Origin of the sequence: Marinobacter sp. S0848L (assembly GCF_023016065.1) — a bacterium.
In the GTDB taxonomy this organism is placed as follows: domain Bacteria; phylum Pseudomonadota; class Gammaproteobacteria; order Pseudomonadales; family Oleiphilaceae; genus Marinobacter.
The window spans coordinates 25,361-46,161 of record NZ_JALKAQ010000009.1 but is presented as its reverse complement, the minus strand read 5'-3'; the positions used below and the strand labels follow the sequence as shown (position 1 = coordinate 46,161).

18 protein-coding genes are annotated in these 20,801 nt (G+C 55.7%); 10 read left to right on the top strand and 8 right to left on the bottom strand.

What is annotated here, in order from left to right; all coding sequences use genetic code 11:
• Nucleotides 1–4 precede the first annotated feature (4 nt).
• The 3 genes from trmB to MWU64_RS11545 form a co-directional block, all read right to left on the bottom strand.
• Nucleotides 5–730, bottom strand: coding sequence for a tRNA (guanosine(46)-N7)-methyltransferase TrmB (trmB, locus tag MWU64_RS11555; RefSeq protein WP_247064547.1), 726 nt, complete (start codon nucleotides 728–730; stop codon nucleotides 5–7).
• A gap of 71 nt (nucleotides 731–801) precedes the next feature.
• A complete protein-coding gene (locus tag MWU64_RS11550) occupies nucleotides 802–2,337 on the bottom strand; it encodes a YifB family Mg chelatase-like AAA ATPase (RefSeq protein ID WP_247064546.1) in 1,536 nt (511 codons plus the stop codon).
• A 62-nt stretch (nucleotides 2,338–2,399) separates the two neighbouring features.
• Nucleotides 2,400–2,651 (bottom strand): accessory factor UbiK family protein, encoded by a 252-nt coding sequence (locus MWU64_RS11545; protein ID WP_247064545.1) that lies wholly within the window; start codon nucleotides 2,649–2,651, stop codon nucleotides 2,400–2,402.
• A 368-nt stretch (nucleotides 2,652–3,019) separates the two neighbouring features.
• Here MWU64_RS11545 and glnK point away from each other — a divergent pair, with 368 nt between their 5' ends.
• Nucleotides 3,020–3,358 (top strand): P-II family nitrogen regulator, encoded by a 339-nt coding sequence (gene glnK / locus MWU64_RS11540; protein ID WP_091997389.1) that lies wholly within the window; start codon nucleotides 3,020–3,022, stop codon nucleotides 3,356–3,358.
• Nucleotides 3,359–3,432: 74 nt separating this feature from the next.
• Nucleotides 3,433–4,704 carry an ammonium transporter gene (locus tag MWU64_RS11535; protein WP_247064544.1) on the top strand — a complete coding sequence of 424 codons (1,272 nt, stop codon included), beginning with the start codon at nucleotides 3,433–3,435 and terminating at the stop codon, nucleotides 4,702–4,704.
• Between the two features lie 66 nt (nucleotides 4,705–4,770).
• On the opposite strand, the gene speE is transcribed toward MWU64_RS11535, so the two are convergent.
• Complete coding sequence (speE, locus tag MWU64_RS11530) at nucleotides 4,771–5,652, bottom strand: polyamine aminopropyltransferase (RefSeq protein WP_247064543.1); 882 nt, start codon at nucleotides 5,650–5,652, stop codon at nucleotides 4,771–4,773.
• A gap of 138 nt (nucleotides 5,653–5,790) precedes the next feature.
• Between speE and speA the strand changes: the two genes are divergently transcribed.
• The 3 genes from speA (at nucleotide 5,791) to MWU64_RS11515 (ending at nucleotide 9,114) form a co-directional block, all read left to right on the top strand.
• Entirely contained in the window at nucleotides 5,791–7,701 is a 1,911-nt protein-coding gene (gene speA, locus MWU64_RS11525; protein WP_247064542.1) for a biosynthetic arginine decarboxylase, read from the top strand.
• 181 nt (nucleotides 7,702–7,882) lie between these two features.
• Nucleotides 7,883–8,482 carry a sigma-70 family RNA polymerase sigma factor gene (locus MWU64_RS11520; RefSeq protein ID WP_247064541.1) on the top strand — a complete coding sequence of 200 codons (600 nt, stop codon included), beginning with the start codon at nucleotides 7,883–7,885 and terminating at the stop codon, nucleotides 8,480–8,482.
• Complete coding sequence (locus tag MWU64_RS11515) at nucleotides 8,479–9,114, top strand: ChrR family anti-sigma-E factor (protein WP_247064540.1); 636 nt, start codon at nucleotides 8,479–8,481, stop codon at nucleotides 9,112–9,114. The genes MWU64_RS11520 and MWU64_RS11515 overlap by 4 nt, the downstream gene beginning before the upstream one ends.
• Nucleotides 9,115–9,151: 37 nt before the next feature.
• Here the strand turns inward: MWU64_RS11515 and MWU64_RS11510 are convergent, their stop codons facing one another.
• The gene (locus MWU64_RS11510; protein ID WP_247064539.1) at nucleotides 9,152–9,889 is read right to left on the bottom strand and encodes an SDR family NAD(P)-dependent oxidoreductase; all 738 of its coding nucleotides are present in this window, start codon (nucleotides 9,887–9,889) and stop codon (nucleotides 9,152–9,154) included.
• Between the two features lie 195 nt (nucleotides 9,890–10,084).
• On the opposite strand from MWU64_RS11510, the gene MWU64_RS11505 reads away from it, so the two are divergent.
• From MWU64_RS11505 to MWU64_RS11495, 3 genes are all read left to right on the top strand, one after another.
• Nucleotides 10,085–11,860, top strand: a complete 1,776-nt coding sequence (locus MWU64_RS11505) for an acyl-CoA dehydrogenase C-terminal domain-containing protein (RefSeq protein WP_247064538.1) — start codon at nucleotides 10,085–10,087, stop codon at nucleotides 11,858–11,860.
• Between the two features lie 316 nt (nucleotides 11,861–12,176).
• Nucleotides 12,177–12,983: a tRNA cyclic N6-threonylcarbamoyladenosine(37) synthase TcdA gene (gene tcdA / locus MWU64_RS11500; protein WP_247064537.1), complete on the top strand. Its 807-nt coding sequence runs from the start codon at nucleotides 12,177–12,179 to the stop codon at nucleotides 12,981–12,983.
• 21 nt (nucleotides 12,984–13,004) lie between these two features.
• The gene (locus MWU64_RS11495) at nucleotides 13,005–14,852 is read left to right on the top strand and encodes a sodium:proton antiporter (RefSeq protein WP_247064536.1); all 1,848 of its coding nucleotides are present in this window, start codon (nucleotides 13,005–13,007) and stop codon (nucleotides 14,850–14,852) included.
• 19 nt (nucleotides 14,853–14,871) lie between these two features.
• On the opposite strand, the gene MWU64_RS11490 is transcribed toward MWU64_RS11495, so the two are convergent.
• The 3 genes from MWU64_RS11490 to MWU64_RS11480 all read right to left on the bottom strand — a co-directional run bounded on the left by MWU64_RS11490 (nucleotide 14,872) and on the right by MWU64_RS11480 (nucleotide 17,933).
• On the bottom strand, nucleotides 14,872–15,852 hold the full coding sequence (locus tag MWU64_RS11490) for an NADP-dependent oxidoreductase (RefSeq protein ID WP_247064535.1): 981 nt from the start codon (nucleotides 15,850–15,852) through the stop codon (nucleotides 14,872–14,874).
• 92 nt (nucleotides 15,853–15,944) lie between these two features.
• The gene (locus MWU64_RS11485; protein ID WP_247064534.1) at nucleotides 15,945–17,033 is read right to left on the bottom strand and encodes an SMP-30/gluconolactonase/LRE family protein; all 1,089 of its coding nucleotides are present in this window, start codon (nucleotides 17,031–17,033) and stop codon (nucleotides 15,945–15,947) included.
• A gap of 108 nt (nucleotides 17,034–17,141) precedes the next feature.
• A complete protein-coding gene (locus tag MWU64_RS11480) occupies nucleotides 17,142–17,933 on the bottom strand; it encodes an alpha/beta fold hydrolase (RefSeq protein WP_247064532.1) in 792 nt (263 codons plus the stop codon).
• Nucleotides 17,934–18,320: 387 nt separating this feature from the next.
• Here MWU64_RS11480 and MWU64_RS11475 point away from each other — a divergent pair, with 387 nt between their 5' ends.
• Nucleotides 18,321–19,364, top strand: coding sequence for an AraC family transcriptional regulator (locus tag MWU64_RS11475; RefSeq protein WP_247064530.1), 1,044 nt, complete (start codon nucleotides 18,321–18,323; stop codon nucleotides 19,362–19,364).
• Nucleotides 19,361–20,797 (top strand): cardiolipin synthase, encoded by a 1,437-nt coding sequence (gene cls, locus MWU64_RS11470; RefSeq protein WP_247064528.1) that lies wholly within the window; start codon nucleotides 19,361–19,363, stop codon nucleotides 20,795–20,797. Before MWU64_RS11475 ends, cls begins: the two co-directional genes overlap by 4 nt.
• Nucleotides 20,798–20,801: the final 4 nt, after the last annotated feature.

Below are 20,801 nucleotides of genomic sequence, written 5' to 3'. Positions count from 1 at the left end.
GGATTTAATTGGTGCGGTAATAAAGCAAGTCCCAAACCCCATGGCCCAGTTTCTCACCACGTTGCTCAAACTTGGTAATCGGACGGTCGTCCGGACGAGGAGAATAACCGCCCTGCTCCTGCACGTTGGCAAATCCCTGCGACGCGTCCATCACTTCCAACATGTGCTCGGCGTAGTTCTCCCAGTCCGTAGCCAGATGCAAAACACCGCCCACGCGCAATTTATGGCGAATGCGCTGTACGAACTCCTGCTGAACCAAGCGGCGCTTATGGTGTTTCTTTTTGTGCCAGGGATCAGGGAAGAACACCATCACACGGTCCAAAGAGGCATCCGGCAGGCATAAATCGATCACATCATTGGCATCGATGTTATACACCCGCACATTTTCCAGCTCGCGGTCATCCACTTCTTTGAGCAAGGCACCTACCCCGGGCAGATGCACTTCCACACCAATAAAATCCTGCTCTGGCGCGGCTTCTGCCATATCCGCCAGTGACCGGCCCATGCCGAAACCGATTTCCAGATTCAGCATGCTGTCGCGGCCAAACACTTCGCGGGGATCAATTACGCCGTCTTCCCGCGTCAGTCCGTACTTAGGCCAGTTCCGCTCGAAGGCTTTCTTCTGACCTTCGGTCATCCGGCCTTGGCGTAACACAAAGCTGCGCACACCACGGCGTGTGGTAATCGGATTTTCACCTTTGGAATCTTGCGAGTCGTTCTGGTCGGCCATTTGCTGTCCTCAACCGCCACTGCGGATCTGATTGCTGAAATTTACCGGACAGTTTAACAGAGTCCGAGGCTTCAAGCGGACACCAAACTACTTTGCCCTTGCTGCCGATCTAATTGCCGGTACCCCAATGCTTCGATCAGGTGTTGTTTCGACAGGTGTTCCTGCCCTTCCAGATCGGCCAAGGTGCGCGCCACGCGCAGAATCCGATGCAGAGCCCGGGCGGATAATCCCAACCGTTCCATGGCCTGAGCCAATAATTGTTCGCTACTGTCATCGATCCGGCACGCCTGGTCCAAAGCCCTGCCCGCAAGCGAAGCGTTCAAGCTGCCACGATCGCGCTGGCGCTTTCTGGCTTGCAGCACCCGCTGTTTCACACTGGCACTGCTCTCGCCGGCTTCGCCTTGGCGGAGTAACACATCCCCTTCCTGCACCGGCACCTCAACGTGCAAATCGAAACGGTCCAGTAAAGGGCCGGATATTTTGGATTTATAACGCATGACCTGACTGGGCGTACACTGGCACTCAATACTCGGATGACCGCTGTAACCGCACGGACACGGGTTCATTGCCGCAACAACCTGAAACTTTGCCGGAAAAGTGACTTGCCGGGCCGCGCGACTGATCGAAATCTCCCCGGTTTCCAGGGGCTCACGCAGCACTTCCAACACCCGTCGTTCGAACTCGGGCAGCTCATCCAGGAAAAGCACACCGCGGTGCGCCAGAGAGATCTCCCCTGGCCTGGGGCTGCCACCACCGCCCACCAAAGCCACCGCGGAAGCAGTATGATGAGGCGACCGAAAAGGCGGTTGGCGCCACCCGCCGGGTTGCAGTGGGTGGCCCGCTACGGAATGAACACTGGCCACCTCCATGGCAGCTGCATCGTCCAGCGCCGGCAGGATACCCGGAAGCCGACTCGCCAGCATGCTTTTACCGGTCCCCGGCGGGCCAAAAAACAGCACATTATGACCACCCGCTGCGGCGACCTCTAAAGCCCGGCGAGGCACCTGCTGGCCCCGCACATCGGCGAGATCGGCGGCATTTTCTGCTTCCGAGGCATGGACAGCATCCACTTCCGGCTTTGGCACGGGCACCAATTTCGCTCGCCCGGTCAGGTGCTCGCACACCGTAAGAATGTGACTTGCGGCCAACACATCACCCTGGCTGGCGAGCGCGGCTTCGTCTGCATTGGCTTGTGGAATCAGAAGTGAACGCCCGGCTCCCCGGGCTGCCAGCACCGCGGGCAACACGCCTTTGAGCGGTCGCAAGGCACCATCGAGGGACAGTTCGCCCATGAACTCCAAGGGTTTGAGGCTGTCGGGCGGAATTTGCCCTGATGCGGCCAATATTCCGAGCGCAATGGGCAGGTCGAAACGGCCACCTTCTTTTGGCAAATCAGCAGGCGCAAGATTGATCGTTATTCGGCGAGCGGGGAATTCGAAGCCCGCGTTCAGCAAGGCGCTACGAACACGGTCCTTGCTTTCGCGTACACCGGTTTCGGGCATGCCGACTATCGAGAGCGCGGGCAAACCGCCTGACAAGTGCACTTCGACGGTTACTTCGGGAGCAGACACGCCAATACTGGCGCGTGAATGGACAATGGCTAACATGATCACCTTCCATGGTGGGCAGATATGAGTCAGACGCGTCCTGCGCCTGCATCACAAACAAATCACGACTGAGCTTTCTGCTCCAGCTCAGCGACTCGCTTTTCCAGCGCTTCTACTTTTTCACGGGTTTTCATCAGAACGGCTTGCTGACCTTCAAATTCTTCACGGGTTACCAGCTCCAGCTTGGACAGTACCGTCATCACCGTTGCTCTGGCCTGGGTTTCGAAATCTTCCCGGGCGGCCCGCGCCATATCGGGAACAAACTGGCCAACCTGGCCTTGAAGCTGGGCGAAGAAATCTTGGGGGCCTTTCATGTGATACCTCGTGGATTCAATGTTTGTGCTCGATCAGGCCGTTTACCCGTCGAATACTCATGCAGTCAGGAGTGTATCACACCGCTGCCCCTGCCATACTGTACCCACTGGGCAGTATAATGAAGCCAGGCCTTGCCCACTGGTGGTTCAACCCTGAGTCAGAGTGGGGCGTAGCGCCCCGATTTGGTGCAGCAGGCTGCGCCAAATTGAAACAAGAAACGAACAGAACGTTGTTTTTATTATAATTTTTTGCGTTGGCATACCTGATGCTAAACCTTGTACACGATCCGCACAATTGATGTGCGAGGTGGCAGCATCCCGAACTCAACCACAAAGACAGTTGAGATGGCTTTACCAAGGAGAAAGCAATGAAACTTGTGACAGCGATCATTAAGCCTTTCAAACTGGATGATGTCCGAGAGGCACTATCCGAAATAGGCGTGCAAGGCGTAACCGTAACGGAAGTGAAAGGTTTCGGTCGTCAAAAGGGCCACACCGAACTCTACCGCGGTGCCGAATACGTGGTGGATTTCCTGCCAAAAGTAAAAGTTGAGATCGCGATTGGCGACAACCTGCTGGATCAGGTGATCGAGTCCATTACCAAAGCTGCCAATACCGGCAAAATCGGTGACGGTAAGATTTTCGTGACCGAACTACAGCAAGCGATCCGAATCCGGACCGGCGAAACCGGCGAAGAGGCGGTCTGATACCGGCCTGACTCCCGGATTCAGCCAACGCAAAAAAACTAAATACCTGACGGGCCTTGTGCGGAGGGCTTCCTATGGAAAGCAATGTCTTTCACCTGCAGTATGCTATAGATACCTTTTATTTTGTTATTTGCGGCGCATTAGTTATGTGGATGGCCGCAGGCTTTGCCATGCTCGAAGCCGGCCTGGTGCGCTCCAAAAACACCACTGAAATTCTTACCAAAAACGTTGCCTTGTTTGCGGTTGCCAGCACCATGTACATGGTGTGCGGCTACGCCATCATGTACGGCGGGAATCTGTTCCTTGCGGGCATTGGTGATGTCGATGTCGACGCCGTGCTGGGCGATTTCGCCAGCCGTGAAGACGGCTTTGAAGGCGGCTCCATTTACTCGGGCGCGTCCGACTTTTTCTTCCAGGTGGTGTTTGTAGCCACGGCTATGTCAATTGTCTCGGGTGCTGTTGCCGAGCGCATGAAACTTTGGGCCTTTCTGGCCTTCGCGGTCGTCATGACCGGTGTCATCTACCCTATGGAAGGTGGCTGGACCTGGGGCGGCAAAGACGTGTTTGGCCTCTATAACCTGGGCGACCTTGGCTTCAGCGACTTTGCCGGCTCCGGCATTGTTCACATGGCCGGTGCCGCCGCAGCGCTGGCGGGTGTTCTCTTGCTGGGTGCGCGTAAAGGCAAGTACGGCCCGAACGGCGAGATTCGCGCCATTCCCGGTGCCAACATGCCGTTGGCGGCTTTGGGCACCCTGATTCTGTGGATGGGCTGGTTCGGCTTCAACGGTGGCTCTGTACTGAAGCTCGGCGACATTGCCAGCGCCCACTCGGTCGCTATGGTCTTTCTCAACACCAACGCAGCGGCAGCCGGTGGTGCTATCACCGCCTTAGCGGTTGCTCGCCTGATGTTCGGTAAGGCCGACCTGACCATGCTGTTGAACGGTGCCATCGCCGGCTTGGTGGTCATTACCGCAGAACCGTCAACACCAAGTGCATTGACCGCTACCCTCTGGGGAGCTTTGGGCGGTGGCCTGGTGGTGTTGAGCATCGTTGCGCTCGATAAGCTGCGCATTGATGACCCGGTTGGTGCCATCTCGGCTCACGGCGTGTGTGGCTTCCTCGGCCTGATGCTGGTGCCGGTTACCAACGGTGACGTGAGCTTCAGCGGCCAGTTGATTGGCGCCCTGACCATCTTCGCCTGGGTGTTCATCGCCAGCCTGATCGTCTGGGGCATTCTGAAAGCCGTAATGGGCATTCGTGTCAGCGCTGAAGAAGAATACGAAGGCGTCGATATTGCCGAGTGCGGCCTTGAAGCCTACCCCGAGTTTGGCAGCAACAAGCAGTAACGCTGCCAGCGAGACCAAAAAGGGCGCCCTCGGGCGCCCTTTTTAGCTATCTAAACCACAACCCAGTTAACCTTCTTCCGGACGTACCTGATCTTCCAGCGCATCAATCATGAATTGCGGCATGGCCAACGCACCGTGGTGAATCCCCGAGTTGTAATAACGGGTGACGAACGGTCGGTCGTTCACGTCGGCTTCACGGAAGTACTTCAACGGGTTGTCTTTGCTACCCATGGTGCAGCTCCACCAGCCTGTGGGGTATACCGGTTGCGGGAATGGCAAAGTCTGCACATGGCTGAAACCGGCTTTGCGCATGTCGGTGTGAATATCTTTGATGATCGATTCGGTGTGAAGCAACGGTGATTCGCTTTGCTGAACCACAATTCCGCCATCCTTCAGCGCCACCATCGCATCGCGGTAGAAATCCAGTGCAAACAAGCCCTCGGCCGGGCCAACGGGGTCTGTGCTGTCGATAATCAGCAGGTCGATGCTGTTGGGCTCAACTTCGCGCATCCACTTTACGCCGTCACCAAAAAAGAAATTGGCCCGTGGGTCGCCATTGGCTTCGCACAATTCCGGAAAATACTTCTCCGACATGCGGGTAACGCGCTCATCGATTTCGACCTGCCAGGCCTCTTCCACGCCGGGGTGTTTGAGTACTTCTTTCAGGGTGCCGCAATCGCCGCCCCCAACAATGACCACTTTCTTCGGGTCTTTATGAGTGAACAGCGCCGGGTGGGTCATCATTTCGTGGTACAGAAAGTTGTCGCGAGTGGTCAGCATCACGCAGCCGTCCAGCACCATCAGATTACCAAAGGTCTCGGTTTCGTAGATCTCCAGTTTTTGGAACTGTGTCTGCTCTTCATGCAGTTTTTTCTTTACCTGCAGCGAAAAGGCCGTGCCCTGATCCTGAAATACCTCGGTAAACCAGCCTTCATTCAATGCTGTCATATCACTCTCCAACTGTATGCCGTTGCACCGCGCCCGGGCATCTCAAAAGAGACGTATTGTAGGGGCAGCAGTCTGCTCCTACAATGCAGCCTTCAACGGTTTTCCCGCCAACTCGGGTTTCCTGACAGGATAGCAATAATGGCAGAATCTACCGCATCACCGGCACACAAGGTTTACAACATCGCCCATTGGAGTGACGGGTACATATCCGTCAATGCGGAAGGTGAAGTTGAAATCTGCCCGGACCGGGGCCGGAGTTCGGCACACATCAACTTGCCCAAACTGACACGATCATTGTCTGACGCGGGCCTGGCCCTGCCGGTACTGGTCCGGTTTACCGACATCCTGCACGACCGGGTGAACAAACTCTGCGGTGCGTTCAATAAAGTCATTCACGAACAAGCGTATCAGGGCCAATACACAGTCGTTTACCCGATCAAGGTCAACCAGCAGCGACGCGTCGTCGAAGAACTGGTGGCTGCCGAACCTGCAGCCACCAACAACCAGATTGGCCTGGAGGCCGGCAGCAAGCCGGAATTGCTCGCCGTATTATCCCTAGCCCGCAACAATGGCTCGGTGATTGTGTGCAACGGCTATAAAGACCGTGAATACATTCGGCTGGCGTTGATTGGCCAGAAATTGGGCCATCAGGTCTTTATCGTTGTTGAGAAACAGTCTGAGCTACCGTTGATTCTGGACGAAGCCAAAAAACTCGGAGTCTCGCCGCTGATTGGTGTGCGCGCTCGTTTGGCCACCATTGGCAAAGGCAACTGGCAAAATACCGGCGGTGAAAAATCGAAATTCGGGTTATCCGCCAGCCAAGTACTGGAAGTTGTCGAAACCCTGAAAAGAGCCGGCGCACTGGACACGTTGCAGCTGCTGCATTTCCATTTGGGTTCGCAAATTGCCAACATTCGGGACATTCAAACCGGCTTAAAAGAGTGCGCCCGGTTTTACAGTGAGCTGCGCCACCTCGGCGCGCCTGTCGGCACCGTTGATATCGGCGGCGGTCTGGGTGTGGACTACGAAGGCACGCGCTCGCGCAGCAGCTGCTCCATGAATTACACCGTGTTTGAGTACGCTTACAACGTGGTACACGTGCTGCAGGCCGAATGTGACCGTTTGGGCTTGCCTCACCCGGCGCTGATCAGCGAATCCGGCCGGGCTTTGACAGCTCATCATTCGGTGCTGATCACCAATGTGATTGACCGGGAGACTCCCGGTCATCACGATGTCTCTGAGCCCGCCATCACCGCACCCTCGCCGCTACAGGATTTGTGGCGGGATCTGCGCAGCCTTCAGGACGACAACTGCCCCCGCTCACTGGCGGAAATTTACCACGACGTGCTGCACGCCATGACCGATGCGCACGCGCAGTTCGCCCACGGGCTGCTCTCGTTAACAGAGCGCGCTCAGGCCGAAACCTTGTACACCCGCTGCTGCCGGTTGATAAGGGCGCAGCTAGACAGCGCCAACCGCGCACACCGTGAAATCATTGACGAACTGAACGAGAAACTGGCCGAAAAGCTGTTTGTGAACTTCTCGCTGTTCCAATCACTGCCGGATGTCTGGGGTATTGACCAGATCTTCCCGGTCATGCCGATCAACGGACTGAATAGGCCGTTAAACCGCCGTGCCGTGGTGCAGGACATTACCTGTGATTCGGACGGACGTATCGATCACTACGTTGACGGCCAAGGCATTGAAACTACACTGCCTTTACCCGAACACAACCCTGACGAGCCTTTGCTCATCGGCTTTTTCATGACCGGTGCCTATCAGGAAATTCTCGGAGACATGCACAACCTGTTCGGCGACACACATTCGGTCGATGTGCGGCTGGACGATCAGGGCAACTACGATATCAGTGAGCCCATTAAGGGCGATAGCGTGGCTAAGGTTCTGAGATATGTGAACTTCGAGCCCGGTAGCATACTAAAAACCTATCAACGCAAATTCGAGGCAAGCAATCTCGAGCCCGAGCTGCAGCAAACACTGTTAGGGGAATTAGAGGAAGGGCTCGACGGTTACACCTATCTCGAAGAGTAGACTTAAACCGATAAATCTCAGGAAGATCCCGTAACACACCCAGGTCAACCCTGAAAATCTTTGCGGATCCAGCGATCCAGTTCATCACTTTGCGCGTAAAACAAGACTGACAAAAACGCGTTGAGTGCATAGAATCATGACCGTAGCCAAATTAAATCAAGCGACAGTCAAGGAGCGTCCAGTGACGACACTGGGGCAGCAACCAGCGAAAGGCGAGGGCCGAAAAGACCCTTGGGGCGCTCTGTTGGAGAAAGTGGGTCGGCACCAAGACAAAGCAGCCTATCACGCGCTGTTCGAGCACTTTGCACCACAGATCAAGTATTACGCCATCTCCAACGGCATCGCCAGTCATGCCGAAGAGCTTGTTCAGGAAGTTTTTGTTGCGATCTGGAGGCGTTCCAGCCTTTACGATTGGCGCAAAGCGGCTGCGTCTACCTGGATTTTCACCATTGCCCGAAACCAACGCATCGACATGCTGCGCAAGATGCAGCGTCGAAGTGGTGAGATGGCCATTGAAACCGAAGACCTCTGGCAGATTCCCGACGATAACGACGATGACCCTGTTACTTCATTGCACAGGCTGACCTCAGAACGCCGGATTCGCGAATCTCTGAGCCAGCTACCGCAAGAGCAAGTGACGGTTATTGCAAAAGTGTATATGGAGCATAAATCACATCAAACGGTGGCCGATGAGCTGAATTTGCCGCTCGGGACCGTAAAAAGCCGGGTTCGCTTGGCGCTGAACAAATTGAAAGTGATTTTGCAGGACCAGAACGTATGACTCGACACCATCCAGACAGTCTGAGCCTGATGGAATACAGTGCAGGCAACCTGAGCGAACCCCATGCGCTTTGCATTCGCTTGCATCTGGATCAGTGCGGGCATTGCCGCAGTCGGGTTGATACCTTGAACAGCCTCGGGGCTGTCATGATGGAACAGCAGCCGGACGTTTCCGTGTCTGACACCAGTTTCGAACAGTTATTGGCACGTATCGAAGAGGCACCCGATGCGCGAGCAGCGCAAGAGTCTCCCCGGCTCAGCCCGCTTCAAAAACTGCTTGGCGACGACATGAATAACCTGCCCTGGAAGCGCCAGTTACCGGATGTCAGTGTGGTTGATATCACCGACAAATTCCCCGGACAGTCAGAACGGGTGATTCTCCAGAAGCTGGCAGCCGGCGGTAAAGCTCCGGCACACACTCATCGGGGCACGGAAACAACCATCGTGCTTCAAGGTGCGTTTTCCGATGCGAAAGGTGTTTTTAATCAATGGGACTTTGTTGTACTGACCGATAAAGACGTGCACAAACCGGTCGCCATCGGTCACGAAGACTGCATCACGCTGTCGATCCTGAGCGCGCCGCTGAAATTGACCGGTCCGTTTGGCCGGCTTCTGAACCCGTTTATTCGCTGATAAGACGCCCGGCAGGCGAATCGGAACCTGCGGGGCGTCACCATGGCAAATCTTGCCCGTTCCAGCTGATAAAGCGACCGTTATCTTCCTCGGACAATCCCGATAAAACCTCGTATAAATTCGCTGCGGTCGCATCAGGCTCATGCACCGTCAGCTTCGCCAGCGACTGGCTAAACGGCGCACTGAGGTTGGAGCGAGTGGTGCCGGGGTGCAAAGCCACGCAGGCGATTGGCGCATACCTTCGGGGCAACTCCACAGATAGGTTTTTTACCATCATATTCAACGCAGCTTTCGAGCATCGGTAGGCATACCAGCCACCAAGCCGGTTATCCTCGATCGAACCCACCTTCGCCGAAACGGCGGCAACACGGGCCAAGCGCTTCCCCCGTAACCAAGGTGCCAGCGCCTGGACCAGCACACCAAAGCCAAGGCAATTCACCTGAAACGCCTGAATCATACTGGCCTGAGTCATATCCTCTACCCGTTTTTCGGGAGCAACAACGTCATCGTGCAACAGACCAGCGGCGTAGATCACCGATATTCCACCGTTCGCAGATTCCAGCATTTTCCGGATCTCGGGGTACCGAGCCATGTCCAGAGGAAGCTCTGCCTGCCATTCGATCAGATGCACCGCAGGATGCTCCCTAACGCGGGCATTGACGGCATCAACCGTTCTGGCCAGCCCAATTAGCGGCTCACCTGGCTGCTCGGCAAGAAACCGTTCTGCAAGCGCGCTGCCAATGGCGCCCGAAACTCCGGCAATAACGACGGTCATTGTCCTGTCTCCTGAATAAGTCGTGGTCGTGTCTAAGGGTAATACGCTCACAGACTCTCATCAGGTTGAATTTCGGGTGAGCCAGTTTATTCAAACGCACGTATGAACCCAGACACGGTTTTTAAGCGCTTGCAGTCAGTAAAGCGCAGTACCCACGGCAAACTGTGCCGATTTCGTAACGACAGGAGAGTGTCCATGCAATATCAAGCGCCTGCGAATGATCTTCGTTTTCTACTGTTTGATGTGTTGGGAGCAGACAAGCTGCACGAACTCGATAAGTACGCGGATGCCACTCCCGACCTGATTTCAGCGGTCATCGAAGAGGCCGGCAAGCTGGCAAGCGAAGTCATCCAACCCACCAACCAGGTCGGCGACCGACAAGGCTGCACCTTCGACCCGGACACAAAAACCGTCAAAACACCGGATGGTTTCCAGCAAGCCTACACGGCGTTCGTGCAAGGTGGCTGGACCGCGCTCGATGCACCCATTGAATATGGCGGCCAGGGCCTGCCGCACACCCTGAAATTCGTGGTGGATGAAATGGTGTGTTCCACGAATTTATCGCTCGGTATGTATCCGGGCCTTACTCACGGTGCCATCAGCGCACTCTACGCTCACGGCTCCGAGGCACTGAAGCAAATCTATCTGGAAAAGCTGATCTCCGGCGAATGGACCGGCACCATGTGCCTGACCGAGCCCCAGTGCGGCACAGACCTAGGCCTGATCCGCACCAAAGCCACCCCCAACGACGACGGCAGCTATGCCATCGAAGGCACGAAAATCTGGATCACCGGCGGTGAGCACGATCTGGTCGACAACATTGTGCATCTGGTGTTGGCGAAACTGCCCGGCGCGCCCGACACCACCAAAGGCATTTCTTTGTTCGTGGTACCAAAAGTGCTGCCGGAATCTGGCGAGCGCAACCCGGCCTTTTGCGGCGGTCTGGAACACAAAATGGGCATCAAGGGTTCTGCCACCTGTGTGATGAACTTTGAGGGTGCGAAGGGCTGGTTGGTGGGCGAGCCGAACAAGGGCATGAGCGCCATGTTCACCATGATGAACGAAGCGCGGCTGATGGTCGGTATGCAAGGGTTAGGTCTGGCTGAAATGGCTTATCAGGAAAGCCTGGCCTTTGCCAAAGAACGTCTGCAAAGCCGATCGCTAAGCGGCGCAAAAAATCCCGAAGGCGCGGCAGACCCGATCATTGTGCATCCCGATGTACGCCGCATGTTGATGCGCCAAAAAGTCTTGAATGAAGGCATGCGCGCTTTGGCACTGTTTACCGGACATCAACTGGACTTGTCGGTTGCTCACAGCGATGCCCAAATCCGGGAGAATGCCGATGACCTCGTGCAACTGCTGACCCCTGTGGTGAAAGCTTTCCTGACCGATGAAGGCTACAACAACGCGAACTGGGGCCAACAAGTGCTGGGTGGTTCCGGCTTTACTCAGGACTGGCCGCTCGAGCAACTGGTCCGGGATGGACGTATCGCCCGAATTTACGAAGGCACCAACGGCATACAGGCAATGGATCTGGTGGGGCGCAAACTATCACTGAAGGGAGGCCAACTGGTTCGCACCTTGTTCTCGGAGCTTGCGGGCTACCTGAAGGGCAATCCGGATGCACCCTACCGACACGAGCTCACACACGCCGTCAAGAAACTGGAAGAAGCGACCCTTTGGCTAGCCCAAAACGCTCCAAAAGACCCGGAGCAAGCGGGTGCTGCGGCTACACCGTATTTGCGCGTAATGGCGCTGACAGTAATTGGCTACCTCTGGTCACGCATGGCGGACGTTGCGAACAGTCAACTCGAAGCCGGTGAAGGCAATCGCTCGTTGCTGGAAAGCAAGCAAGTTTCGGCCCGCTACTACTTCGAAAAACTGATGCCGGAGATCGACTGGCTTCTGGCGGATATCGTGTCAGGTAAAGACAGCCTGATGGCCTTTAACGACGAACACTGGTTGGGCTAAAACGGCAGATTACCGATCTAACCAAAACTCATGTCCGAAAATGACCGATCATTGGCAATTTCTGACCTTCAATGGGATCGTCAGACAGTCAATACTGATCACGTTGATTAGTGTCTCTGAACTAGTCCAGCCTGGCTTCACACAAGTTAGGTATCTTCTTTTAACCACGCTTTTGCGTGGTTTTTTTTGGCCAGAGAAACGCCTGTCGTCATATGGGCCAAGAGTGCATTAGCGCATAGCCCCTGCCACAGCCCCTGCGTTACAATCTGCCCCTCATTGATACACCGTACGTTCAACCAGACACCACGAGCCCTGAATGACTTCCGACTCTCCGCAGCCTGACGATTATCAGTTTCGCTTTGGCGGCATCGAACGGCTTTATGGCCGAAAAGCCCTGACCGCCTTCCGGCACGCGCACATAGTTGTGGTTGGTTTGGGGGGCGTGGGTTCCTGGGCTGCTGAATCGTTGGCCAGAAGCGGCATTGGCACGCTTACCTTGATTGATATGGACGACATTTGCGTTTCCAACACCAATCGCCAGCTGCACGCTTTGCAAGGCCAGTACGGTCAGACCAAAACAGACGCCATGGCCGAACGCCTGCGGGCGATTAACCCGCAGGCGGATATTCGGGTTCATTTCGGTTTTCTGACCACCAAAAACGTGCAAGAGTTGATCACCGACGACATCACCGGCGTGGTGGATGCCATCGACAGCGTAAAATCCAAGGCCAGCCTGATTGCTCATTGCCATCGCCGGAAGATACCGGTGGTCGTTGCCGGTGGTGCCGGGGGGCAAATGGACCCCACACAGATTCAGGTGGCCGATCTCAGTAAAACCACCCAAGACCCGCTGCTGGCGAAGGTGCGCAACTTGCTGCGCCGCGAGTATAATTTTTCTCGCAATCCAAAGCGCCGATTTGGCGTTGAGGCCGTATACTCATTGGAGCAGCTGACGTACCCGGCTGCCGATGGCGAAGTTTGTCACCAGAAACCGGCTACGGAAGGCCCGGTCCGACTGGATTGTGCCTCGGGTTTTGGTGCCGCCAGCCCGGTCACCGCGAGCTTCGGTTTTTTTGCAGCCTCGAGGCTCCTGAACCGAATCGCTCGCCGAGCCAACCTCTAAACTTTTCAACCGGAAGCCCTTATGGCCGCTAGTACTGCTCTGATTCTTGCCGGTATCGGCATCAGCTCTCTGCTTTGCCAATGGTTCGCCTGGCGCGTGCGCATGCCCGCCATTCTCTTTCTCCTGGCAGGCGGCATTATTGCCGGGCCGGTATTGGGTTTTCTTCAGCCCGCAGAGGTCTTTGGTGATCTTCTTTTTCCTGTGATCTCCCTTGCGGTTGCCATCATTCTGTTTGAAGGCAGCCTGACGCTCCGCTACGAGGAAATCAAAGGCCACGGCAAGATGGTGCGCAATCTGGTGCCCGTGGGCTCCATCGTCACCTGTGCCATCGGCACACTCGCCGCACGCTGGATTCTGGAGGTGTCCTGGGAAGTTGCTCTTTTGTTCGGCGCCATTTCCGTGGTCACCGGCCCGACGGTGATTGCACCGCTATTGCGAGCCGTACGGCCCACCGCAAAGCTGTCGAATATTCTGCGCTGGGAAGGCATCATTATTGATCCGGTGGGCGCCCTGCTGGCGGTTCTGGTGTTCGAAGGCATTGTGTCCTGGGGTCAGGGCAATGTGTTTGGCCACTCACTGTATATCTTCGGCAAAACGCTGGTGGTCGGCTTTATCATCGGTGCCATCGCGGGCTATTTGAACGGGCAAGCCTTGAGAAAACACTGGCTGCCGCAGTACCTGCACAATGCCGGCACACTCACGTTTATGCTGGGTGTTTACGCCATCTCCAATGAAATGGCGCACGAATCCGGCCTGCTGACGGTAACCGTGATGGGGATCTGGATGGCGAACATGAAGCGGGTGCCGATCGACAGCATTCTGGAATTCAAAGAATCCCTGAGCGTTCTGCTGATTTCGGCCCTGTTTATCATTTTGGCCGCCCGTGTCGAGTTTTCCGCCATTCTGGATCTGGGCTGGGGGCTGGTGGCGGTTCTAGCCTGCCTGATGTTCATCGCTCGCCCAATCAGTATTTTCCTTTCCTCCATCGGCACGTCACTGAACTTTCGTGAAAAGCTGTACCTGAGCTGGATTGCACCACGGGGTATTGTGGCCGCAGCCGTATCTGCCCTGTTCGCTTTTCAGCTTGAGCGGCTCGGTTATGACGGCGCAGAAACTCTGGTGCCGTTGGTGTTCATGCTGATCATCACCACCGTCACTCTGCAAAGCCTGACCGCCCGTCCGATTGCCAAGTTGTTGGGCGTGAAAGAACCACCGGCTCACGGCTTCCTGATTCTGGGCGCCAACCCTATTGCCCGGCTGATTGGGCAAGCACTGCAAAAGCACGAAGTGCCCATCATGCTCTCAGACACCAACTGGGAGAACGTGCGACAGTCCCGAATGGAGAACTTACCGGTTTATTTTGGCAACCCGGCTTCCGAGCATGCCGCTACCCATATGGACCTGACCGGCATCGGTAACCTGCTGATTCTTTCGCCCTACAAACAGATGAACAGCCTGGCCACGTACCACTTCATGGACTGGTTTGGCGACACCTCGGTGTTCGGTTTAACCGAGGGCGACCAAGACCAGAAGGCCCGGCTACAAACGGCCGGCAAGGTACAGCGTACACGAGGGATTTTTGACGGCGTGAGCTACGCCAAGCTTGCCAGTTTGGTCAGCCAGGGGTACCACGTTAAAACCACCCAGCTGAGCGAAGAATTCAGCTACCAGCAGTTCCTCGAGCAATACCAGCAACAGGCTCTGGTGCTGTTTATCATCGACAGCAAAGAGCACATTCATCCGGTGAAAGATATGGAATCACTGGAACCGGAAGACGACTGGGTGTTGATCAGTCTGGTGCCGCCGCAGCCCAAGAAAGAGCGGGACAACAACGGCAACCAGAGTTCAGGCGAGAAAGCTGACAACTAGTCCGCCAGCCCGGCTCGTATTAGCGACAATCGAGCACCAGTTTGCCGCGAACATGACCTTCCGCCAGAAGGTCATGGGCTTCACGCACCTGATCCATGGCGAACACTTTGTCGATGTGCACGCGCACGTCGCCGTCTTCAATCAGCTCGGCAATTTCTTCAAGGTGAAACACATCAGGGCGCACGCGCATTCCGTGGGCTCGCACCCCCATCTCTTCAGCGGCACTGACAACGTCATCGGCGGTCACCGTTGGGATGGTGACCAAAACACCGGACGCGCCCAAGGTGTGCAGCGAGCGCTTGCCCGCGTCTCCGCCGACCAGATCCAAGACCACATCCAGCCCGAAGCACTCATCGGCAACGTCCATGGTTTGGTAATCAATCACCTCGTGAACGCCAAATTCCGCCAGGAAGTCGCGATTCCCGGCAGAGGCCGTGGCAATCACGTGGGCATCCCGTGCCAGCGCAAACTGCACCGCAAAGTGGCCAACCCCGCCGGCACCCGCATGTATCAGCACTTTTTGATTGGGCTCTAAGCGGGCGATTTCAAACAAGCCCTGCCAGGCCGTCAGCGCCGCTAAAGGCACGCCTGCTGCGGTCACCAGATCCAGCTCTTCCGGAACAATGGCCAGCTCGTCCGCGCGTGCAACGGCAAACTGCGCATAAGCACCGCCCGTCAACGGGAAACCAATCATGCCCATCACCCGATCGCCCTTGGCAAGGGTGGTGACTTCGTCGGCCACCGCCACGACTTCTCCGGCGGCATCGTAACCCGGCCCCCACGGCAGATCGTTTTCAATTTGGGTGGCGACAAAGCCCATGCCCAGGCGAGTTTTCCAATCGATCGGATTGAGCCCGGCACCATGAACACGAATCAGTACTTCGCCCTCACCCGGCTCCGGGATCGGCGCATCAACGACCTGCAGCACATCGCTGTCGCCAAATCGGTCGTAAACCACTTGGCGCATCGTTTCGACTTCCGTTAATTCAGTGGGGGCCATGGGGTTCTCCAGACGGGTTCGCATCAGATGCCTACAAAGACGATCGTGTTCAAGTTCAGCCTAGCAGAATTTCTACCCGGCGCGTTTTCCGCTCACTCAAGGCTTTCCCTGATCTCGGGAATGGCTTCTAACGACAATTTCCCGATACGGTCGTTATGCAGCGAGCCAAAATACAAATTACCATTGTGAGGGTTCACCGAGGTGATTTCCTGCAAATGCGTGCCCTTGGTGTCGTGCAGACTAAGCAATGCCTTACCGGTTGCATCAAAGGCAACCACCAGACCATATTCCTGAGGCTTGGGTTTCAATCCGTCGGGCAGTTTGGCGACCAGATTCTTGAGCCAGGGCTTGGCGTGCATAGCATCAATTTGAGCGTTTCGTAGCGTTGGGAAGGCAACCCAGTACCGGCCCTCATGGTCGATGGCCAGATTATCCGGGAACCCCGGCAGGTTGTCGGCGAACACTTCGGTTTTACCTGCTTTCGGGCCTGCGATCCAATGTTTCAGAATGCGGTACTTCCAGGTTTCGTTAACCAGCAGGTAATCGCCTTCGGTGGAAACGGCGACACCGTTGGGAAAGTACAAATCAGCCAGCAGCACTTCGGTTTTCCGGGTTTTCGGGTTGTACCGAAGCAAGCGGCCATGAGGACGCATTTCCAGCAGGTCCAGCAGGTAGTCCTGCTGGCCAAAACGGGAGCTGGCATCGGTGAAGTAGACCCGCCCATCGGGTGCAATGATCACGTCATCGGTAAACCGGAACGGCGTGCCTGCTGCTTCCCGACTCAGTACATTGATTTCGCCTTCCGGTGTAATCGACAACAATCCCTTGCCGGAGTCTGCCACCAGCAGGTTGCCCTGTTGATCCATCACCATACCCAATGGTCGGCCACCGGTTTCAAGCCAGTCATCCACCCTGCCGTCCGGGAACACGCGAATGATCTTGCCATCCTGGGTTCCGGCGTACAGCACTCCGTCAGCTCCCACGGTGGTATCTTCGGGGCCATACACTTGCCCTTTCGCCAACAACTCGGCTTGGCGCAAGTACCCGTTCGGGACGTAGGCACCGGTCATTGGCGGTGGTTTGGGCGCCTGCCAGGCTTTGCTATCCACAGGAGACGGGGTCAATAAAAAGCCGCCAAACAACAGAAACAATGCCAGCAAGGCAATCAACAACCACTTCATGGTGCACAACTCTTTATTCTTGTCATTGTTCTTCCTTAAGCGTCGCTAATACGGATCAGGACTCCCTAACCTTAGCAAACCTCAAGAAGGTCTCGGGACGGTGAGCGGTTACTGCTCCAGAAATTGCCGACACAAGGTCGCAAAAGTATCCGCTTTTTCCGCATGCAACCAATGCCCGGTGCCCTCGATTATTTTGAGTTCGGCGTTAGGGAACAAGGTTTGAGTCGTGTCTTGGTGCTTTGTCTGGATATAAGCGGAGTCTGCCCCTTTGATAAACAGAACCGCTCCATCGTATGGGCCGTCACCTTCGGGTGCAGCTGAAAGGTTCGAATAACTGGCATCGATCACAGGCAGGTTCAAGCGCCACCGAAACAGAAGGTCGTCCTGCTCGATGTCGTCTTTCGGGATGCGTTCAAGATTTTTCAGCAAAAACTGGCGCACGCCGGGTGTTTCAACATACTCCGCGAGCCGGGCATCGGCTTCGGTTCGTGATTTCACGCCACGCAGATCCAGACTTTTCATACCTTCAAGAATGGCGTCGTGACGTGGCTGGTAGCTAACGGGGGAAATATCCGCAACGATGATCCCTAGCACCCTCTCCGGATAACTTAACGCCACCTGCATCGCAACTTTACCTCCCATGGAGTGGCCAAGCAGATGCGCCTTATCGATGCCTTGGGCATCCATGTAAGCCACCACGTCGGAAGCCATAGCAGGATAAGTCATTTCATCCGTGTGGGGAGAGCTGCCATGATTGCGCTGGTCCAGGCCATGGATTTGCCATCCGTCTTCCAGTCGTCGGGCAACACCACCCAGATTTTCCAGAGAACCAAACAACCCGTGCAGCAGGATTAACGGTTCGCCTTGCCCGGATATCCGGTGATTCAGTTCAACACTCATAGTGGGGCAGTCTCCGGCTCATAGAATGTAGCCAACTACACTACCATCGCCAGATGTCGGGGCAAGAACAAATTTAGGCATATGATCGCCCACAAAAAAGCCGGGCATGTAGCCCGGCTATAACCATGTCGTCCGTACGCCTGATTGCTTAGCAGTAGTAAATGCTGCCAAGGTACTCAGCGAGTGCCATAACGTTTTCACGCTCGCGTTGGCTATGAGGTACAAAGATTTCCTGTTGCATACAATCCCTCCACTATGACCTTTCGGTTACTTCAACCTGATGTCACTCATGCTATCGTTGAATTAATGAAAAGCCGTTGACAAGCGGTGCCATTCGCTTGACATTTTGTAACAGTTTCTACAAAACCACTGATTTCAGGCCCCGGCATGACCGATGTCCATCCAGACAACGCAGAAATACCGCACGTTGCGGCTTCGAGCACGCTCGCGCTGGTGCATTATCTGGATGCCCGAGGGCTTCTTGCCCCCGCGGAGATTGAGCGCGAAACCGGCCTTCAGCTCAACACTCTGGAAGATCCGGACCTGCGCGTTCCCGCCACCGCTCACTACCGGCTGTGGGAACTCGCCGAGCGGCTCACCCGAGATCCCGGAGTCGGTCTGCATGCGGGCCAGGTGATCGACCCCGAACGTATGGGGCTGGTCGGGCACGTATTCTTCAATTGTGACACCCTTGGCGAAGCGGTTATCCAGTACGTTCGCTTGTACCGGCTAATCAACGAATCGGTCACGCTCCATTTTGAACAAACCCCGACTCAGGCGATCCTGAGCTGGCAGCCTGACAACCCCGCGTACTACTCGCGCCTTGATATGGACCGCACCCTTGCGGCGGCAATCTGCCGAACACGCCACTTTATCCACAAAGGCATCACCGCAGACTGGGTTGAGATCGCCCATCCGGAGCCCTCCTACGCCAAGGAATACCAAAAGCTGCTCGGTGGCCCCGTTGTTTTCGGGTGCGGCATTACCCGGATCGCTTTTTCCAGCGAACACTTGGACCACCCCATTCCACACCGCAACCCTTACGTGTATTCCGCGGTGCTGAAACAGGTCAATGCGGTATTGGCCAGGCTCCAAACCCGACGCTCGTTCAGCCGCAAGGTACGACGGCTCATTTCCCGACAGATGGCGACCGACAAGATCGATGCAGACACCTTGGCGCGCCAATGCCACATGAGCAGGCAAACCCTGTATCGGCGACTGAAGAAAGAGGGGTTAAGCTTTCAGGATCTGGTCGAGCAAGTCCGCCGTGACAAAGCCCTCAGATACGTAGCGGACGACCAATACGCATTGGGAGAGATTGCTTTTCTGCTTGGTTTTTCGGAACTTAGTGCCTTCAGCCGTGCATTCAAACGCTGGACCGGCGTTGCACCGGTCCAATTTAGAGCCGAACATAAGGGCAACCCTTCATGATCGAGGACACGTTTACCTTACTGGCGATTCCGCTTGGGCTGCTTTATCTGGCCTCACTGGCCTGCATCTATCGCATTCTGCTGACGTACCGTACCACGCAAGGTGCGATCGCCTGGATCACCACGTTGATCGCGTTGCCCTATGTAACCGTGCCTTTGTTCATTCTCTTCGGCCGGTATCGTTTTGGCGGTTATATGAAAGCACGGCGCTCCGGCAACAAAGCCCTCAGCGGCCTTCTCGAAGAATTCGAATGCCAGACCACCTCAATACCAGACCCGAATCAGAAAGAATTCGGCGATGAGTTGCAGGTTCTGTCTAAATTAAGCCGCCAGCCCTTCACCAGCAAGAATCAGGTAACTCTGTTGAAGGACGGCGAAGCCACCTTCGATGCGTTGTTTCAGGCCATGGAAGACGCTGAGCACTACATCCTTCTGGAGTTTTACATTGTCCGCTCCGACCGCGTTGGCCAGCGCATCAAAACGATCCTGGAACGCAAGTTGGCGGAAGGCGTGGAGGTTTGGCTGCTTTATGACGACATCGGCAGCCTGTCGCTGTCTCGACGCTGGCTCAAAGAACTGGCCCAGGCCGGTGCCAAAGTAGCGTCGTTTGGTAAAGGCAACATTCGCCGCCGCCGTTTCCAGATCAACTTCCGCAACCACCGAAAGCTGCTGGTCTGTGATGGCGTGACTGGCTTTGTGGGCGGCATCAATCTCGGTGATGAGTATCTGGGCACCGCCATGGATCATGAACCTTGGCGCGATACCCATTGTCGTATCGACGGCCCGGCTGTTACCGGCCTGCAGTTAGCATGGCTGGAAGACTGGAACTGGGCCAGTGACAGCAAACCGACATTAAATTGGTGCCCGAACTTTGACTCCTCGGGGGACGACAAGGTACTGGTATTGCCGACCGGTCCGGCGGACACCTGGGAAACCTGTGCGTTATTTTTCCTGAACTGCATCAACAACGCCCGAACCCGTGTCTGGATTGCCTCCCCGTACTTCGTGCCTGACGTGCAGATTATCAATGCGCTCCAATTGGCCGCCCTGCGTGGGGTGGATGTTCGTATTCTGATTCCTGAGAAATCCGACAGCCTGCTCATCCGTGTGGCGGCCTATTCCTACCTGATACAGGCCCGTCAGGCCGGTATCGGCATCTACCGCTACCAACCCGGCTTCATGCACCAGAAAGTTGTTTTGGTAGACGATCGCTATGCATCCATTGGTACTGCAAACCTCGATAACCGCTCCATGCGCCTGAACTTTGAAATTATGGCGATCAATACCAGTCCTCGCTTCATTCAGGAAGTGACGACCATGCTGGAAGAGGACCTGAAACACAGCCGGTTGATGACCGACGCCGATTACGAAGATCGCTCGTTGCTGTTCCGGTTGTGGTGTCGGACCGTTCGCCTGCTCGCACCGTTGCTTTGAACTG

What these genes read in the sequence shown, in the direction of transcription:
- cls (WP_247064528.1), top strand. Translation starts at nt 19,361, where the DNA reads ATGATCGAGGACACGTTTACCTTACTGGCGATTCCGCTTGGGCTGCTT.
- speE (WP_247064543.1), bottom strand. Translation starts at nt 5,652, where the DNA reads ATGACAGCATTGAATGAAGGCTGGTTTACCGAGGTATTTCAGGATCAG.
- MWU64_RS11475 (WP_247064530.1), top strand. Translation starts at nt 18,321, where the DNA reads ATGACCGATGTCCATCCAGACAACGCAGAAATACCGCACGTTGCGGCT.
- MWU64_RS11535 (WP_247064544.1), top strand. Translation starts at nt 3,433, where the DNA reads ATGGAAAGCAATGTCTTTCACCTGCAGTATGCTATAGATACCTTTTAT.
- MWU64_RS11495 (WP_247064536.1), top strand. Translation starts at nt 13,005, where the DNA reads ATGGCCGCTAGTACTGCTCTGATTCTTGCCGGTATCGGCATCAGCTCT.
- MWU64_RS11505 (WP_247064538.1), top strand. Translation starts at nt 10,085, where the DNA reads ATGCAATATCAAGCGCCTGCGAATGATCTTCGTTTTCTACTGTTTGAT.
- MWU64_RS11490 (WP_247064535.1), bottom strand. Translation starts at nt 15,852, where the DNA reads ATGGCCCCCACTGAATTAACGGAAGTCGAAACGATGCGCCAAGTGGTT.
- glnK (WP_091997389.1), top strand. Translation starts at nt 3,020, where the DNA reads ATGAAACTTGTGACAGCGATCATTAAGCCTTTCAAACTGGATGATGTC.
- tcdA (WP_247064537.1), top strand. Translation starts at nt 12,177, where the DNA reads ATGACTTCCGACTCTCCGCAGCCTGACGATTATCAGTTTCGCTTTGGC.
- MWU64_RS11550 (WP_247064546.1), bottom strand. Translation starts at nt 2,337, where the DNA reads ATGTTAGCCATTGTCCATTCACGCGCCAGTATTGGCGTGTCTGCTCCC.
- MWU64_RS11485 (WP_247064534.1), bottom strand. Translation starts at nt 17,033, where the DNA reads ATGAAGTGGTTGTTGATTGCCTTGCTGGCATTGTTTCTGTTGTTTGGC.
- MWU64_RS11480 (WP_247064532.1), bottom strand. Translation starts at nt 17,933, where the DNA reads ATGAGTGTTGAACTGAATCACCGGATATCCGGGCAAGGCGAACCGTTA.
- MWU64_RS11510 (WP_247064539.1), bottom strand. Translation starts at nt 9,889, where the DNA reads ATGACCGTCGTTATTGCCGGAGTTTCGGGCGCCATTGGCAGCGCGCTT.
- trmB (WP_247064547.1), bottom strand. Translation starts at nt 730, where the DNA reads ATGGCCGACCAGAACGACTCGCAAGATTCCAAAGGTGAAAATCCGATT.
- MWU64_RS11545 (WP_247064545.1), bottom strand. Translation starts at nt 2,651, where the DNA reads ATGAAAGGCCCCCAAGATTTCTTCGCCCAGCTTCAAGGCCAGGTTGGC.
- speA (WP_247064542.1), top strand. Translation starts at nt 5,791, where the DNA reads ATGGCAGAATCTACCGCATCACCGGCACACAAGGTTTACAACATCGCC.
- MWU64_RS11515 (WP_247064540.1), top strand. Translation starts at nt 8,479, where the DNA reads ATGACTCGACACCATCCAGACAGTCTGAGCCTGATGGAATACAGTGCA.